Source organism: Ruegeria sp. R14_0, from assembly GCF_017743975.1.
Taxonomy (GTDB): domain Bacteria; phylum Pseudomonadota; class Alphaproteobacteria; order Rhodobacterales; family Rhodobacteraceae; genus Ruegeria.
Map to the genome: position 1 here is coordinate 147,645 of NZ_JAGHRC010000003.1, position 14,468 is coordinate 162,112.

Annotated in this window: 22 protein-coding genes and 1 tRNA gene; 17 read left to right on the top strand and 6 right to left on the bottom strand. The window is 57.4% G+C overall.

Features of this window, described 5'->3' with window-relative positions; translation table 11 throughout:
- The first annotated feature begins 10 nt into the window (after nt 1-10).
- The 11 genes from secG to J7416_RS10530 all read left to right on the top strand — a co-directional run bounded on the left by secG (nt 11) and on the right by J7416_RS10530 (nt 8,876).
- Entirely contained in the window at nt 11-376 is a 366-nt protein-coding gene (gene secG / locus J7416_RS10480) for a preprotein translocase subunit SecG (RefSeq protein ID WP_170464308.1), read from the top strand.
- Between the two features lie 158 nt (nt 377-534).
- On the top strand, nt 535-2,178 hold the full coding sequence (locus J7416_RS10485) for a CTP synthase (RefSeq protein WP_209224722.1): 1,644 nt from the start codon (nt 535-537) through the stop codon (nt 2,176-2,178).
- A 122-nt stretch (nt 2,179-2,300) separates the two neighbouring features.
- Nucleotides 2,301-2,783: a bacterioferritin gene (locus tag J7416_RS10490; RefSeq protein ID WP_209224723.1), complete on the top strand. Its 483-nt coding sequence runs from the start codon at nt 2,301-2,303 to the stop codon at nt 2,781-2,783.
- A gap of 156 nt (nt 2,784-2,939) precedes the next feature.
- Complete coding sequence (locus tag J7416_RS10495) at nt 2,940-3,716, top strand: isocitrate lyase/phosphoenolpyruvate mutase family protein (protein ID WP_209224724.1); 777 nt, start codon at nt 2,940-2,942, stop codon at nt 3,714-3,716.
- Nucleotides 3,717-3,808: 92 nt separating this feature from the next.
- On the top strand, nt 3,809-4,258 hold the full coding sequence (locus J7416_RS10500; protein WP_209224725.1) for a TerB family tellurite resistance protein: 450 nt from the start codon (nt 3,809-3,811) through the stop codon (nt 4,256-4,258).
- Between the two features lie 20 nt (nt 4,259-4,278).
- Nucleotides 4,279-4,716 (top strand): TerB family tellurite resistance protein, encoded by a 438-nt coding sequence (locus J7416_RS10505; RefSeq protein WP_209224726.1) that lies wholly within the window; start codon nt 4,279-4,281, stop codon nt 4,714-4,716.
- A gap of 5 nt (nt 4,717-4,721) precedes the next feature.
- Nucleotides 4,722-5,465, top strand: coding sequence for a PhnD/SsuA/transferrin family substrate-binding protein (locus tag J7416_RS10510; RefSeq protein WP_209225074.1), 744 nt, complete (start codon nt 4,722-4,724; stop codon nt 5,463-5,465).
- Nucleotides 5,466-5,590: 125 nt separating this feature from the next.
- Entirely contained in the window at nt 5,591-6,367 is a 777-nt protein-coding gene (locus J7416_RS10515) for an ATP-binding cassette domain-containing protein (protein WP_170422024.1), read from the top strand.
- A 32-nt stretch (nt 6,368-6,399) separates the two neighbouring features.
- Nucleotides 6,400-7,113, top strand: coding sequence for a transporter substrate-binding domain-containing protein (locus J7416_RS10520; protein WP_209224727.1), 714 nt, complete (start codon nt 6,400-6,402; stop codon nt 7,111-7,113).
- 72 nt (nt 7,114-7,185) lie between these two features.
- Entirely contained in the window at nt 7,186-8,073 is an 888-nt protein-coding gene (locus J7416_RS10525) for an ABC transporter permease subunit (protein ID WP_209225075.1), read from the top strand.
- Nucleotides 8,070-8,876: an ABC transporter permease subunit gene (locus J7416_RS10530; protein WP_209224728.1), complete on the top strand. Its 807-nt coding sequence runs from the start codon at nt 8,070-8,072 to the stop codon at nt 8,874-8,876. The genes J7416_RS10525 and J7416_RS10530 overlap by 4 nt, the downstream gene beginning before the upstream one ends.
- A 101-nt stretch (nt 8,877-8,977) precedes the next feature.
- Here the strand turns inward: J7416_RS10530 and J7416_RS10535 are convergent.
- Nucleotides 8,978-9,054 (bottom strand) — tRNA-His (locus J7416_RS10535).
- 47 nt (nt 9,055-9,101) lie between these two features.
- Complete coding sequence (locus J7416_RS10540; protein ID WP_209224729.1) at nt 9,102-9,584, bottom strand: GNAT family N-acetyltransferase; 483 nt, start codon at nt 9,582-9,584, stop codon at nt 9,102-9,104.
- 77 nt (nt 9,585-9,661) lie between these two features.
- Between J7416_RS10540 and J7416_RS10545 the strand changes: the two genes are divergently transcribed.
- Nucleotides 9,662-9,850 carry a DUF6324 family protein gene (locus J7416_RS10545; protein WP_209224730.1) on the top strand — a complete coding sequence of 63 codons (189 nt, stop codon included), beginning with the start codon at nt 9,662-9,664 and terminating at the stop codon, nt 9,848-9,850.
- 3 nt (nt 9,851-9,853) lie between these two features.
- Here J7416_RS10545 and J7416_RS10550 read toward each other — a convergent pair whose 3' ends face one another.
- The gene (locus J7416_RS10550) at nt 9,854-10,285 is read right to left on the bottom strand and encodes an MmcB family DNA repair protein (protein ID WP_209224731.1); all 432 of its coding nucleotides are present in this window, start codon (nt 10,283-10,285) and stop codon (nt 9,854-9,856) included.
- 116 nt (nt 10,286-10,401) lie between these two features.
- On the opposite strand from J7416_RS10550, the gene J7416_RS10555 reads away from it, so the two are divergent.
- The 3 genes from J7416_RS10555 to J7416_RS10565 all read left to right on the top strand — a co-directional run bounded on the left by J7416_RS10555 (nt 10,402) and on the right by J7416_RS10565 (nt 12,078).
- A complete protein-coding gene (locus J7416_RS10555) occupies nt 10,402-10,722 on the top strand; it encodes a metalloregulator ArsR/SmtB family transcription factor (RefSeq protein ID WP_209224732.1) in 321 nt (106 codons plus the stop codon).
- Nucleotides 10,719-11,144, top strand: a complete 426-nt coding sequence (locus tag J7416_RS10560; protein ID WP_209224733.1) for an SRPBCC domain-containing protein — start codon at nt 10,719-10,721, stop codon at nt 11,142-11,144. Before J7416_RS10555 ends, J7416_RS10560 begins: the two co-directional genes overlap by 4 nt.
- Before the next feature lie 289 nt (nt 11,145-11,433).
- Entirely contained in the window at nt 11,434-12,078 is a 645-nt protein-coding gene (locus J7416_RS10565) for a hypothetical protein (protein WP_209224734.1), read from the top strand.
- Between the two features lie 15 nt (nt 12,079-12,093).
- Here the strand turns inward: J7416_RS10565 and J7416_RS10570 are convergent, their stop codons facing one another.
- A complete protein-coding gene (locus J7416_RS10570; protein WP_209224735.1) occupies nt 12,094-12,408 on the bottom strand; it encodes a hypothetical protein in 315 nt (104 codons plus the stop codon).
- Nucleotides 12,409-12,501: 93 nt separating this feature from the next.
- Between J7416_RS10570 and J7416_RS10575 the strand changes: the two genes are divergently transcribed.
- Together J7416_RS10575 and J7416_RS10580 are read left to right on the top strand one after the other, a co-directional pair.
- Nucleotides 12,502-12,918: an autoinducer binding domain-containing protein gene (locus J7416_RS10575; protein ID WP_209224736.1), complete on the top strand. Its 417-nt coding sequence runs from the start codon at nt 12,502-12,504 to the stop codon at nt 12,916-12,918.
- Between the two features lie 27 nt (nt 12,919-12,945).
- The gene (locus tag J7416_RS10580) at nt 12,946-13,281 is read left to right on the top strand and encodes a helix-turn-helix transcriptional regulator (protein ID WP_209224737.1); all 336 of its coding nucleotides are present in this window, start codon (nt 12,946-12,948) and stop codon (nt 13,279-13,281) included.
- 154 nt (nt 13,282-13,435) lie between these two features.
- Here the strand turns inward: J7416_RS10580 and nusB are convergent, their stop codons facing one another.
- Nucleotides 13,436-13,918, bottom strand: a complete 483-nt coding sequence (gene nusB / locus J7416_RS10585) for a transcription antitermination factor NusB (protein WP_209224738.1) — start codon at nt 13,916-13,918, stop codon at nt 13,436-13,438.
- Nucleotides 13,915-14,466, bottom strand: coding sequence for a 6,7-dimethyl-8-ribityllumazine synthase (locus J7416_RS10590; RefSeq protein ID WP_209224739.1), 552 nt, complete (start codon nt 14,464-14,466; stop codon nt 13,915-13,917). The genes nusB and J7416_RS10590 overlap by 4 nt, the downstream gene beginning before the upstream one ends.
- Between the last annotated feature and the right edge of the window lie 2 nt (nt 14,467-14,468).

Genomic DNA, 14,468 nt, shown 5'->3' on the forward strand with positions numbered 1-14,468 from the left:
CAGGAACACCATGGAAAACGTCGTTCTCATCATCCACCTCCTCCTGGCCTTGGGCCTGATTGCCGTTGTTCTGATGCAGCGGTCCGAAGGCGGTGGCCTTGGCATGGGTGGCGGTGGTGGCGGTGCAATGACCGGACGTGCGGCAGCGACCGCATTGGGGAAAGTGACATGGATCCTTGCTGCGTGCTTTATCGTGACCTCGATCACGTTGACCATTCTGGCCGCTCAGAAATCTTCGGGCAGCTCGGTGATTGACCGTTTGGGCGTTCCGGCCCCGGCTCCGACCGAGGAAAGCACACCGGCGGTTCCATCGGCGGATGATCTGCTGCCTCCGGCGCAGGGCGACAACGCGCCGCTGATCCCGCAGGCCAACTGATCCACAAAACCTAGAAACCTGACAGAGGACTGCAACAGCATCTTGCGGTTCTCTTGCGCTATTGGCGCGAATCCTTTATACGTGAAGTCCCGTGATGCAGCGGTTTTTCGGAACCGTCGGGCAGCTGATTTTGACGTCTCACGGGAGCAGCCGAAAACATGGCGCGTTTTATTTTCATCACTGGTGGTGTAGTTTCGTCCTTGGGCAAAGGACTGGCTTCGGCGGCGTTGGGTTCGCTGTTGCAGGCGCGGGGGTATTCGGTGCGCCTGCGCAAGTTGGACCCCTATCTGAACGTTGATCCGGGCACGATGTCGCCGTTTGAGCATGGCGAAGTTTTCGTGACCGATGACGGGGCCGAGACCGATCTGGACCTTGGCCACTATGAACGTTTCACCGGGGTGGCGGCGCGCAAGACCGACTCGGTCAGCTCGGGCCGGATTTATTCCAATGTGCTCGAGAAAGAACGTCGCGGCGACTACCTTGGCAAGACCATTCAGGTGATCCCGCACGTCACCAACGAGATCAAGGATTTCATCGCCATTGGCGAGGATGAGGTCGATTTCATGCTGTGTGAGATCGGCGGAACCGTGGGTGACATCGAAGGCCTGCCCTTCTTTGAAGCCATCCGTCAGTTCAGCCAGGACAAGCCGCGTGGTCAGTGTATCTTTATGCACCTGACGCTGCTGCCCTACATCAAGGCATCCGGCGAGTTGAAAACCAAGCCGACCCAGCACTCGGTAAAAGAGCTGCGTTCCATCGGTCTGGCTCCCGACATTCTGGTCTGCCGGTCAGAAGGTCCGATCCCCGCGAAAGAGCGTGAAAAGCTGGCCCTGTTCTGTAACGTGCGCCCGGACAGCGTGATTGCGGCTCAGGACCTTTCCACTATCTACGACGCGCCGTTGGCCTATCATCGCGAAGGTCTGGATCAGGCGGTTCTGGACGCGTTCCAGATCAGCCCCGCCCCCAAGCCCGATCTGGCCAAGTGGGAAGACGTCAGCGATCGGATCCACAACGCCGAAGGCGAAGTGAAAGTTGCCATCGTCGGCAAATACACCCAATTGGAAGACGCATATAAGTCTATTGCCGAGGCCCTGACCCACGGCGGCATGGCCAACCGGGTCAAGGTCAAGGTCGAATGGGTCGATGCCGAGATTTTCGACAAAGAAGACGCAGCCCCGCATCTGGAAGGCTTCCATGCCATCCTTGTCCCCGGCGGATTTGGCGAACGCGGGACTGAAGGCAAGATCAAAGCCGCACAATACGCGCGGGAGCACAAAGTGCCCTATCTGGGCATCTGCCTTGGTATGCAAATGGCCGTCATCGAAGCAGCTCGAAATGCGGCTGGAATCAAAGAGGCCGGGTCCGAAGAGTTCGACCACGAAGCCGGCAAAAAGCGGTTCGAGCCTGTTGTGTATCACTTGAAAGAATGGGTGCAGGGCAACCACAAGGTCGAACGCAAAGTCGGAGACGACAAGGGCGGCACCATGCGCCTTGGTGCCTATGACGCGGTGCTGACAGAAGGCTCGAAAGTGGCCGAGGTTTATGGCGGGACCAATATCGAAGAACGTCACCGCCACCGCTATGAGGTGGACATCAAATACCGCGAGCAGCTGGAAAAAGCCGGTCTCAATTTCTCGGGCATGTCCCCAGATGGCCGCTTGCCGGAAATCGTCGAATGGTCGGATCATCCGTGGTTTATCGGTGTTCAGTACCACCCGGAACTGAAATCCAAACCGTTTGATCCCCATCCCCTTTTCCGCGACTTTGTACGCGCGGCGAAAGATACCTCGCGCCTCGTCTGAAGTTCTCTGTGTCGGACTGTCACCCCGCATTGTGTTGCGGGGTGTAACCTCCTAACTATTTGAACAGGCAGGCCACCTGCCGTGCAGATTGAATGCAGTTCAGAGATTCAGGAGTTTTTCCGATGAGCAACGCGACAACGATCACGAACCTTCAACAAGCGCTTCATATGGAAATGACGGCGGCACACCAGTACCAGTTGCACGCGCATGTGCTGAACGACTGGGGCCTGGATATTCTGGCCGAAAAGATGCGCGGCGAGATGCAGGAAGAGCTGGGGCATTCGGATGCCTTTATCGAACGCATCCTGTTTCTAAGCGGCACACCCGAGCTTGAGCTTCAGAAAAGCCCAAAGGCTGCAGATAGTCTGAAAGAGATGTTTTCCGCTGACCTGAAAGACGAGATGGAGGCGATCGATTTCTACACCAAGGCCGCAGCGCAAGCGGCCGAGGTTGGGGATGTCGGATCCCGCACGTTGTTCGAGCGCATCCTGCTTGAGGAAGAAGGTCACAAGGCCTGGTTGGAGACCGAGCTGTCTCTGCTCAAGCGTCTGGGTGAATCGGCGTTCAGCGCGCGGTATGTATCTGGCACGGCCAACGAAGGTTGAGCGTTAAGATATACGGCAACGTCGCGAAATTCGGGCCAGCATCTGCTGGCCCTTTTCTGTCCGTCACCTCAAAGTGACGCCTTAAGGTCAAAAAACGCTACGCGGGCTTGCCGTGTCGTGGTTACTGTTGGGCAAATCACGACAGGAGTGTCCCAAATGACCGATCAGATTCAGCGTGCGGAAACCTTTGCCAGCCTTCACAAGAAAGGCGATCCGGTCATCCTCTACAATATCTGGGACGCGGGCAGCGCCGGAGCTGTGCGGGATGCGGGGGCTAAGGCATTGGCAACCGGCAGCGCACCCGTTGCGATGGCACAGGGCTTTGCCGATGGACAGAACATCCCCATGGACGTGGCGCTGGACAATGCCCGCAGGATCGTTGCTGCTGTGGATCTGCCTGTTTCGCTGGACTTCGAAGGGGGCTATGCCGACAGCCCCGTGGGAATAATTTCCAATGTTCAATCCGCGCTGCAGACCGGCGTGGTTGGCTTTAACTTCGAAGATCAGATTGTTGGCAGCAAAGACCTATACGATACCGAGACCCAGGCCGCACGCGTTGCCGCCCTGCGCGAAGGGTGCGATGTGGCGGGTATCCCTGCATTCATCAATGCGCGTACGGACATTTTTCTGAAGGCCGCCCCCGAAACACATGATACGGCGATGCTGGATGATGCCATGGCCCGCGCCGAGGCCTATGCAGATGCAGGGGCCAGCGGTTTCTTTGCGCCAGGGCTCAAAGATGAGGGCATGATCGCAAGGCTGTGCGATTCAACCGACTTGCCCGTGAATATCATTGCCCTGCCCGGCACACCGGACACCGCCACCCTTGCGTCATTGGGCGTGGCCCGGATCAGCTATGGGCCGGTTCCCTATCGCCATATGTTGGCGTGGCTGCAAGAACAGGCCAAACAAGCGCTGCAACAGGGCCAGTGATCTGCGCGGTTAACCGCAAGGATTCGGCCATTCAAGGCTATGACGGGTAGTCAGCGCTTGGCGGGCTACAAAATATGGAATAACCTCGAGCCATGTTGAAAAAATTCCTTCAGGCTTTCCGCCCGCCCCAACACGACCAATTGCCCGACCCGGATGCCGAATTGGCATTGGGCGCCCTGATGGTGCGCGTCGCGCAGGCGGATCGGGACTACAAGCTTGAAGAAATCAGCTTGATCGACCGCATTCTTGCGCGTCTTTATCAACACAACGCGATCGAAGCTGCGAAGGTTCGTGCCACCTGCGAAAAACTGCACGCCGCCGCGCCCGAGACCGACACGTTCGGCAAGCTGATCCGCGAGACCACCGACCTGCAGGAACGTCTGGCCGCGCTGGATGCGCTGTGGGAGGTCGTTTTGGCGGATGGTAACTCGGACGAGGGCGAGATGAAGATCGTCGAGGAGGCCCGCATCGCAATGGGGCTGAGCTTTAACGACAGTCAGCAAGCGCGTCAGCGGGTACAATCGCGCTTGGAACAAACCTAGTCCGCTTCTATATCTAACTCATGTTCAGCGATTTTCTGTCCCGGCTCACGCAGCCTCAGCCCGATCCGCTTGCCGATGATGACGCCCGCTTGGCCCTGACGGCCCTTCTGGTGCGCATCGCCCGGTCCGACAATGACTATGCCGATAGCGAAATGGCGCGAATCGACCGGATATCGGCACAACGCTATGGCCTGTCCCCATTCGAAGCTGCGGGACTGCGCGCCCGTGCAGAGGACCTCGAGGCCGAGGCCCCCGATACCGTTCGCTTTACCCGCGCGATCAAAGAGGCCGTCCCCTATGATGATCGTCTCGCGGTGGTACAAGCGATGTGGTCTGTTGCCCTCGCCGACGGACACCGCACGGGCGAGGAGGACTCACTGCTGCGTCTGGTGGTCAGCCTGCTGGGCGTCAGCGACGTAGATTCGGCCTTGGCCCGTCAGAAAGCGGCCAAGTCGTGACCGCCATGCTGGGCATGTACGACATGCCCGCCCTGCAATCTGCCAATGACCGATTCTGGTCCTTGATTCGGGCTCATCTGGGCTTTGGCCCCACGCATCTGACACGAGGTGCGGATTTCTGGGACGTTTGGAACAGCCCCGATCTTGTCTTTTCGCAAACCTGCGGCATGCCCTATCGCACCCGTCTGCACGGCAAAGTTCAGCTTGTGGGCACACCGGATTACGGCTTGGCCGGGTGCCCGCCGGGACATTACCGATCCATTGTTGTGGCCAGAAAGGAAGATGCCCGCGATCTGGATCAGCTTGCCGAGGGCACCTTTGCTTATAACGAGCGGTTGTCTCAATCCGGTTGGGCTGCCCCAATGGTTCATCTGTTACGCCACAGCCGCCTGCCAAAGGATGTGCTGGAAACCGGTAGCCATGCGGATTCGGCAGCCGTCGTCGCCGGCGAACGGGCGAACTATGCCGCGTTGGATGCGCTGACCTGGGAACTGCTGAAAGACCATTCACAGCTTGGCGAAACGCTGCGGGAGGTCGCAGCGACCGAACCAACCCCCGCCCTGCCCTACATCACCGCCAAGGGTCAGGACGCGGCAGAAATCGCCACCGCGGTCCGGGCTGCCATCAAAGATCTGACTTCCGCAGACAAAGGCCTGCTGCGTGTGCGTGACCTGATCGAAATTCCAGCCGAACGCTACCTTGCGGTTCCCGATCCTGCACCCGATGCAGCCAGTTTGCTTGATCCCTAGCCAAAATGATCAGAACGTCTGGTCAATTTGACAGTTAATAGCCTGTTCTCTGTCATTTGCGCATTGCATTGCGCTGATTTTTAAGCCCTAGTACCGCACCAACACCAATAGCAGCTGGACCACCCGTGACAGATTCCACTCCGGTCATCGAGATCAAGAACCTACACAAGAGCTTTGGCAATCTTGAGGTGCTCAAGGGTGTGGATATCACCGCCAGACGCGGCGATGTCGTATCGCTGATCGGCTCTTCGGGCTCGGGTAAATCGACGCTTTTGCGATGCTGCAACCTGCTGGAAGACAGCCAACAGGGCGAAATCCTGTTCAAGGGTGAACCAGTCCGCTGGACCGGCAACGCGCACAACCGCCGTCCGGCTGATCCCAAGCAGGTTCTGCGCATCCGCACAAATCTGTCGATGGTGTTTCAGCAGTTCAACCTGTGGGCTCACATGACCATTCTGCAGAATGTAATGGAGGCCCCCGTAACCGTCATGGGCCGCGACAAGGCCGAGGTTGAGGACAGCGCCCGCAGGTATCTGGAAAAGGTCGGCATCGGCGACAAATGCGATGTCTACCCGGCGCAACTGTCTGGTGGTCAGCAGCAGCGCGCCGCAATCGCGCGCGGCTTGTGCATGGAGCCCGAGGCGCTTTTGTTCGACGAACCCACCTCGGCGCTGGACCCCGAGCTGGAACAAGAAGTTATCAAGGTGATCAAGGATCTGGCTGCCGAAGGCCGCACCATGATCATCGTGACGCATGACATGAAAATGGCCGCCGACATTTCAAGCCATGTGGTGTTCCTGCACCAGGGCCTGATCGAAGAGGAAGGCCTGCCAGAAGACATCTTCACGACCCCTGAATCCGCGCGACTTCAGGGCTTCCTATCCGCCACCAAGGCGGCATAAAATCAGAACAGAATTAACTAGGGGAGAATCCAATGAAAAAACTAGTTCTGACCACAGCTGCACTGGCGCTAAGCGCTGGTATGGCGATGGCCGACACGGTCCGTATGGGCACCGAGGGCGCCTACCCTCCGTGGAACTTCATCAATGACGCCGGCGAGATCGACGGCTTCGAGCGTGAGCTGGGCGATGAGCTGTGCAAACGCGCCGACCTGGAATGCGAGTGGGTCAAGAATGACTGGGATTCGATCATTCCGAACCTGGTCTCGGGCAACTATGACGTTATCATCGCGGGCATGTCGATCACTGACGAGCGCGACGAGGTGATCGACTTCACCCAAAACTACACGCCGCCGGATCCGTCCGCTTACGTTGCCGTTTCGGACGATGTTGACGTCGCCAACGGCGTTGTCGCTGCGCAGACCGGCACCATTCAGGCCGCATATATCGCTGAATCCGGTGCAACTCTGGTCGAATTCGCAAGCCCCGAGGAAACCATCGCGGCTGTTCGCAATGGCGAAGCTGACGCTGTTCTGGCCGACAAGTCGTTCCTGGCTCCAATTGCAAATGAAGACGCAGACCTGCGCTTTGTTGCCGAAGACGTGCCGCTGGGTGGTGGTGTCGGCATCGGTGTCCGCGAGTCGGATGGCGAGCTGAAAGAAAAGTTCAACACGGCTATCCAGTCCATGAAGGACGACGGCAGCCTGAACGAACTGATCACCAAGTGGGAAGTGTCCTCGACCTTCTGATCTGAACCAGGTTGCGCGCCCCCAATACAGGGGCGCGCCGCCGCTGAGCCTTAGCACCTCAAGAGGCCCGCCATTTTCTCGTTCTGCACTGATCCCGATACGCTGGGAACGTTTCGTTGGTTTTCCTGCTATCTCACCAACGGCGTCCACTGGTCGTTTTACCTTTCGTTCCTGAAGGTCTTGCTGTTGCTGGCCGTCACGGCGCCCGTCGCGCTGGGGTTCGGGTTCGTGGGTGCGATGGCCGCCCGTTCGCATATCCCGCCGGTCAGTTGGCTGGGCAAAGGGTATATCGCCATTGTGCGCGGCGTGCCGGATATTGCGTTCTTCATGTTCTTCGTCATCGCCCTTGATCAGGCTTTTGAATGGACACGCCACAAGATTTTGTGCCCCGACTGGACGGACCCGATCCGTCAGGGCAACGACTTTATCGTCTGCCAATCGGCGAAACTGCCGCTGAGCACATCACCAGAATGGGTGCATGAAACCTATGGGTTTTTCCTGGCGGTGATCACCTTCTCGATCGTGTTCGGAGCCTTCGCGGCCAATGTCCTGTTTGGCGGAATGCGCGCAGTACCGCATGCACAGCTGGAAACGGCTGCTGCCTATGGCTTGTCTCCGCGCCAGACCTTCTGGCGCATCCTGGTGCCGCAGATGTGGGTTTATGCCTTGCCCGGCTTGTCGAACCTGTGGATGGTGCTGATCAAGGCAACACCGCTGTTGTTCCTGCTGGGCATCGAAGACATCGTCTATTGGGCCCGGGAGCTGGGCGGCACCAAGACTTCGAAATTCACGCAATACCCTCATGGCGACTGGCGCATGTGGTACTTCCTGGCGCTTCTGATCTTCTACCTCGGCATGACCCGCGCTTCGGAAATCGGACTTGAAAAATTGATGCGCCGCTTGTCTCACGGTCAGGCCACATCAGGCGGAGAGCTTCTGCGCAAGGAGACCACCGCATGAGCTGCATCGAAACCATCCAGGACTATGGACTGCGCTCCCTTGGCCTTGGAGAGCGCCTGCTGCCGCGCAACGATTTCACTCTGTGTGAGCAGTTCACCCTGATCGGCTCGGGCATGATCTGGAACATCTATTTTGGCATCATGGCGCTGGCGACCGGGTTCTTTCTGGCCACCGCCGTGGCCCTGGGTAAAGCATCCACCAACACATGGCTGCGCAAGCCGTCCGAGTGGTTTATCTTTATCTTCCGCGGCTCGCCGCTGTTCATCCAATTCTTCTTTGCTTACTTCTTTTTCCTGTCGCTGAAGAAGTCCTATCCCATGTTCGACGCGCTGACATCGGCGTGGCTGGGGGCGCTGATCGTTTTGTTCCTAAACACTGCGGCCTATTCGGGCGAGATATTCTATGGCGCGCTACGCTCGATCCCCAAGGGTGATATCGAAGCCGCCGATGCCTATGGCATGTCCGGTTGGTCGCGGTTCCGCCGGATCATCTGGCCCACGATGCTGCGCCTTGCGTGGCCTGCCTACACGAACGAGGCAATCTTTTTGTTCCACGCCACCACGCTGGTGTTCTTTTCGGCCTTCCCGGCCTGGCAGCAACGCGGTGACGCGCTGTACTATGCCAGCTATTTCGCGGACAAAACGTTCAACCCGTTCATACCTTACCCGATTCTCGCCTTCTACTTCATCCTGCTGACGCTGGTGATCGTGGGTGCATTCGGGCTGATCAACAAACGGCTGAACCGGCACCTGCCGGCGGCCAGAAAAGCCAAGATGCGGTTCCGACTGAACCTGGCGCGTTAAAACCGGCGCTTACGTCTTTCTTAAACCGGGTCTCTGTGCCCGGTTTTTTTGCAATAATCCCACAGATTTACGTGTCAAATACGCTGACGATTTGAGAGAGATGGTACCGCCTCCCTGGCTTGAACAGGGGACCTCTGGATCCACAATCCAGCGCTCTAACCAACTGAGCTAAGGCGGCACTCGTGAGGGGCGATTTACCGAACGCGCCGGGGGAATGCAAGAGGATTAAAGACGAATTTTCCAGCTTTGTTCAACAAGATCGACCCCGAACGAGTGAACGTTTTTGCTGCCCGTCAATTGCCAGCCAGACGCCTTGTACAGCCCACAAGCCGCCCGGTGGCTTTCATGGGTCCACAACGCCATTTCGCGGTATCCTGCGCCACGTGCAAATGCCATACAGGTCTGCAACAACCGCTTGCCCAACCCCTGCCCCCGTGCCTCTGGCAACAGCAGAAACAGCCTCAGTTTTGCGGTGTCATCGTCCAGCGCAACGCAGAAGATACTGCCCAGCCGCGCACCCGCCTGTTCGGCGATCCATCCGCGTTCGCGCTGCGGGTCATGCGAAGCAACGAAATCGCCAAGGATACGCTCCACCAAGGGCGCAAAGGTGTCATCAAACCCCTCGTCCCTTTGATACAGGCGGCCATGCTGTTCTACCAGCCACGGCGCGTCGTTTGCGTGAAAGCGTCTGATCTGAACCTCATCCATACCTTATCTGACCGCAAAGGCGGCTTGATTCTCAACCCTTTGCGCGCTAGCACGAACGCTCAGTCCCGGAGGCGAACATGGGCATCAACACCGAACGTGACATTCAGGCAAACCTGCAGATCGGTCCGACCGATCATGGAATGGTGCGCCTGTTCATCGAGGCCGACAACATCGAGATTCCGATGGATTTCGACCCCGAAGAAGCCGAAGAGATTGCGGACGAAATCCGCGCTGCCGCACAAGCCGCCCGGGCCGTCAAAAGCTGAGCCCTACAGTCTGGGATCGCGCAACGCTTGCAGCCTGCGAGCGGTGTCTGTTGCGAATTTCTGGATCATCTTCTTCCGCCGCGCCGGAGCAAGCTTATCCTCGGGTGCCATACGGACAATTTCCGCGTCATATGCATCGGCTATGATAAGGCCGGTTTCCGTCGGCAGCAGCTCGGTCGGGAACTCGGTATCAACCGCCCAGAAAAAACGGTCGCACCACTCCAAATAGCCCTGCCACTTGGAGTCCGACAAGTAATCGGCCCTGCTGGATTTACACTCGATCACCCATAGCTCGCCTTTAGGCCCCAGGCCCATCACGTCGACACGCAGGCCGCGTGTCGGGACAAATTCCTCAACAGATACAAAGCCATGCGTCAACAAGTGGCGCGAGACCCCACGGGCCAGTCTCTGTCCGGGCTGTAGATCCAGTGTCATTTGGAAAATGTGAACAATTCGTGAACAAAAATCAAGCATTACGGCACCACTTGACATGATACCATTTGGTACTGCATTAATTATGATACGAAATGGTATCGCTATTGGTGGAACACATGCCGACGCAAACTCAAAATGCATTCCGTGCACTTGCTGACCCCACCCGCCGGGAGATTGTGCAGCTTCTCGCGTCTCAGGACATGACAATCGCTCAGTTGACGGATCGGTTCGATATGACCCGCGCCGCAGTCAAAAAGCACCTGACCGTTCTGTCCGATGGCGGCCTTATCACAGTCGAAGCCAAGGGGCGCGAGCGCATCAACCGTCTGGAGCCGAAGGGGATGGCCCCCATTCTCGATTGGTTCCGCTATTTTGACCAGTTCTGGGACGAACGCCTGAGCAATCTGAAAGAAGCTATTGAAAGGAAAAAGAAATGACCAATTCTATTCTGCAAAAAGCGATCTTTCTGCGGGCCGAGCCTGAAACGGTATGGGCCTTTCTGACAGAACCAGATCGACTGGCCGAGTGGTTTCACAAGCCCGAACACCCGCTGACCGCCGGTCAAAAGCTTAAGATGTTCGGAACCACCAGTGGCGACCTGTTGATCTGGGGAGAAGTTCGCGCAGCCCGCCGACCTGAATACCTGGAATATACCTTTACTATCAAACCCCTGGGCGACACTGTTAGCGTCGTGAAGTGGACGCTGGACGCTGTCCCCGGTGGCACAAGATTGGGATTGGTGCATGAGGGCTTGCCGCAAAACGCAGAAGCCTTTGGCTTGATCCTGTCACTGGACAGCGGCTGGGATGAGCATTTTGACAAGATGCGCAAAGCCCTACACGAACCAGTTGACGCCTGACCCCTTGCGCAAACCCGCCGCACACCCTACCTAGGCCCGTGGCGGGTTCTGCCCTTCTTGTGATTGGTAGCATTCTGGTGGCCTTAAGCAATTCCGAGGGGGCTGGCTCTGTTCAGGTCCTGGCCTGATTACCTGGCGCCCACCTGTACATACAGGTCCTCGGGAATCACACCGCACGGTTGACTGGTGGTCCCGCCACACCCCCTTTGGATTTGTGCGCCCTAAATGCCAGCCCGGTCGCGGTTGGGACAAAAGACGTTGGGGTTTTTTGTCTCAGTTCGTCAGTTCCTTGACCTACAAGTTTGACGTTGTGATGGGCGGGGATGTGGATGAATTGATCGTTCTGGACCCTCTGGTTGGTGACAACCCGGTCAAGCATATCCAACAGCGAACGAGCGAAGAGGTGATTACCCCTTTCGCTATAGAAGTCGTACACCGCGTTGACCTAGAACCCGCGCTAGACGCTAGTCGCCCTGTTTTGGAACAACGCATTCACGGACGGGCCAATGCCGTATATTGCAAACCTTGCATCATCCGAAAACCCATTCGGTGGAGTCTTGGTCAACACTATTCAGACTATCCCCATCTAAATTTATCCTCGGAACTTTTTCTGTTTCACTTGCGGTTCTTTGATCGCGACACCCTCTTAGCGCGTCAAAAGCTACGCTATCAGCACGTCACCAACGCGGACTCAGAAATATTCGGGGGCGTGGCAGGTGCCGGCTGGATGCAATCTGCCGAACAGGTCGACGCAGAACTTCAAGGCTTCGCAGACTTTGGCCCTCCAGAACGCACCGATTTTTCGTTTGGTCGCCCGCGGATGCAAATGAAACGGAGATGGCGTTTAGAAAAGAAACGCCAAATCTGGAGACACGCGAAATTCAGCGGTCAGACCACATTTGTCATCCCCGAGCGGTTCAAACCCGTGTTTTAAGTTACGAAACTGCAGTCAGAGCGCCCGGCTTTTCTTTTCGATTTCCTGCTGAACCAACGCCGCCCGGAAACCATGCGCGATCGGGGTTCCGCCGCGCGGGCCGTCGGGCTTTTCAGCCATGCTCATGATTGCATAGGCGAACTGAACACCTGCAAAGACAATCCCGTTCATAAACCAGATCATGGCAAGGGCGATCAGTCCGATTTCGGATCCCAGGATCAGGCCGCGCAGGTTGCCCACATTGAAACCCAATAGCACGCCGACGAACACGGCCGAGATCACAAAACCCCAGGCAACTTGCGTGATGTAGAGACGGATCAGTTTGGGCATGACAAAGCTCCTTGTCTGATACATTCATGATAGCGCATGGTCTTTCAGAGTAAACCGCAGCGCTCGGGGTGCGACATTAATTCTGGAGTTTTAATGAATGCCCTTAGCCTGTTCACACTTGATCTTCTCGAACAACTCTCGCGACTTCACGATGATCAAGAACGATGGGAGTTCACGTTAGACCGGCTTACCGAGATCGGGTTCAATGCCCTGAAATTGGTTTGCTTTACACCTGAAACCGGTGCGATCCACTGGGTGCGAAGCTCGATGTCAAAAGGGTGGCTGAACCGTTACGACACCGAAGGTTACGCCGAAGCGGACCCAATGCTCGCGCAGGTTCAGAACGGCAAGGAAAGCCTTTGCGTGCAGGCCGCAAGCCTGAACGTAGCGGATGGTCATTCGGACAAGGCGCTGGCTTTGAACCATGATCTTGAGAAGGCGGGCTACATTCATCTCTACTCGTTGGTGGTGCCCTGCCCCGATAACGAAGCCAAACTGGTCGTGTTGTAATCGGACAATCCGGACGCCCAGACCCAGATGACGGACCGCCAACGCGAAATGCGCATTCTGGCCACCGTGCTGGCGACCAATCTGGGAGCGGATATTCCCAGCAACCATGGGCGTGTCTACGACATCGCCAGCATCGCCCCTGCCGCACCGGATCTGACTCTGCGTGAATTGCAGGTTATGAACTTGCTGGCCCTTGGGCACCGAAACGACAAGACTGCCGACCTGCTGAACCTGTCGGAAATCACCGTGCGCACACATCTGAAAAACGCACGTGACAAATTGCGCGCGCCGACCCGCGAGGCAGCGCTTGTCCGTGCGATGCAACTTGGGCTGATTACTCCGCCGGGCTATCGAAATCGATAGCTGGCACCTGCTTGTCATTCCGATAAACTACTGGTGTCTTGGGATAAAACTGTGAGTGGTGGAGGCCGAAGGCGCAATTTTGGTGTATATTGTTAACGTTCAGGCGCAGCTGATTTTGTGGCTGCGTCTTATTCATTTCGCCGGGTTGATTTGATCAGAACGCCTCGGGCTGCGCCTCACGCGCCATGTGATCCAGAACGGCGTTGACGAATTTCGGCTCTTTGCCTTCCGGGAAGAACGCGCGCGCCACGTCGACAAATTCGTTGATCACGACCTTGGGCGGCGTGTCGCTTTGCGTCAGTTCAGCTCCGGCTGCGCGGAACGTAGCGCGCAGCGTCGGATCAATCCGTGCGATGGGCCATTTGGCCACCAGCGCGCGGTCGGTCATCTGGTCGATGGGGGCCTGATAGTTCACCGCATCCTCGACCATCTTGCGGAACAGGCGGATATCACCGTCCAGCATTTCCTCGCCCTCATAGACAGCGCCGAAACGGTGATCCAGAAACTCATTCACAACCTGTTCGGTCGTCTGGCCCGACTGCTCCATCTGGAACAGGGCCTGCACGGCATAAAGCCGGGCGGCGGATTTCATCAGGCGTTTCTGGTTGGCCGGTTTCGGCGCGTCGGTCTGGGTCATGCTGTCGTGGGTCCGTTGTTGTCGCCCGCCACTAGGATGGACTCGGACGGTGGCTTGAAACCAACGCCCTTTTTGGAAGAGCCCCACTTACGGCTGAGCGCGATCAGATGCAAGGCCGCAGCGGCTGCTCCGCCACCTTTATTCATCTTTTCGGGATTTGCGCGGACTTCAGCCTGATCGTCATTCTCGACGGTCAAAATGCCATTACCGATGCACAGCCCCTGCAGACCCATCAACTGGATGGCACGGCTGGAATCGTTGCACACCGTCTCGTAATGGGTGGTTTCACCGCGGATAACGCAACCCAGCGCGACATAGCCGTCAAAGTTGCACTGGCGATCCGCCATCGCGATGGCCGTGGGAACCTCGAGCGCGCCCGGGACTTCGACGACCTCGCAGGTTCCGCCTGCGCCCTCGATCGCGGCTTTGGCCCCCGCCACAAGATTATCCGCAATCGCGCGATAGAACGGGGCCACCACGATCAGCAGTTTAACCGGCTTGTCGAAGGTCGGGGTCGGCAGCACGCCGTGTTTGTCTTGTTCAGCCACGA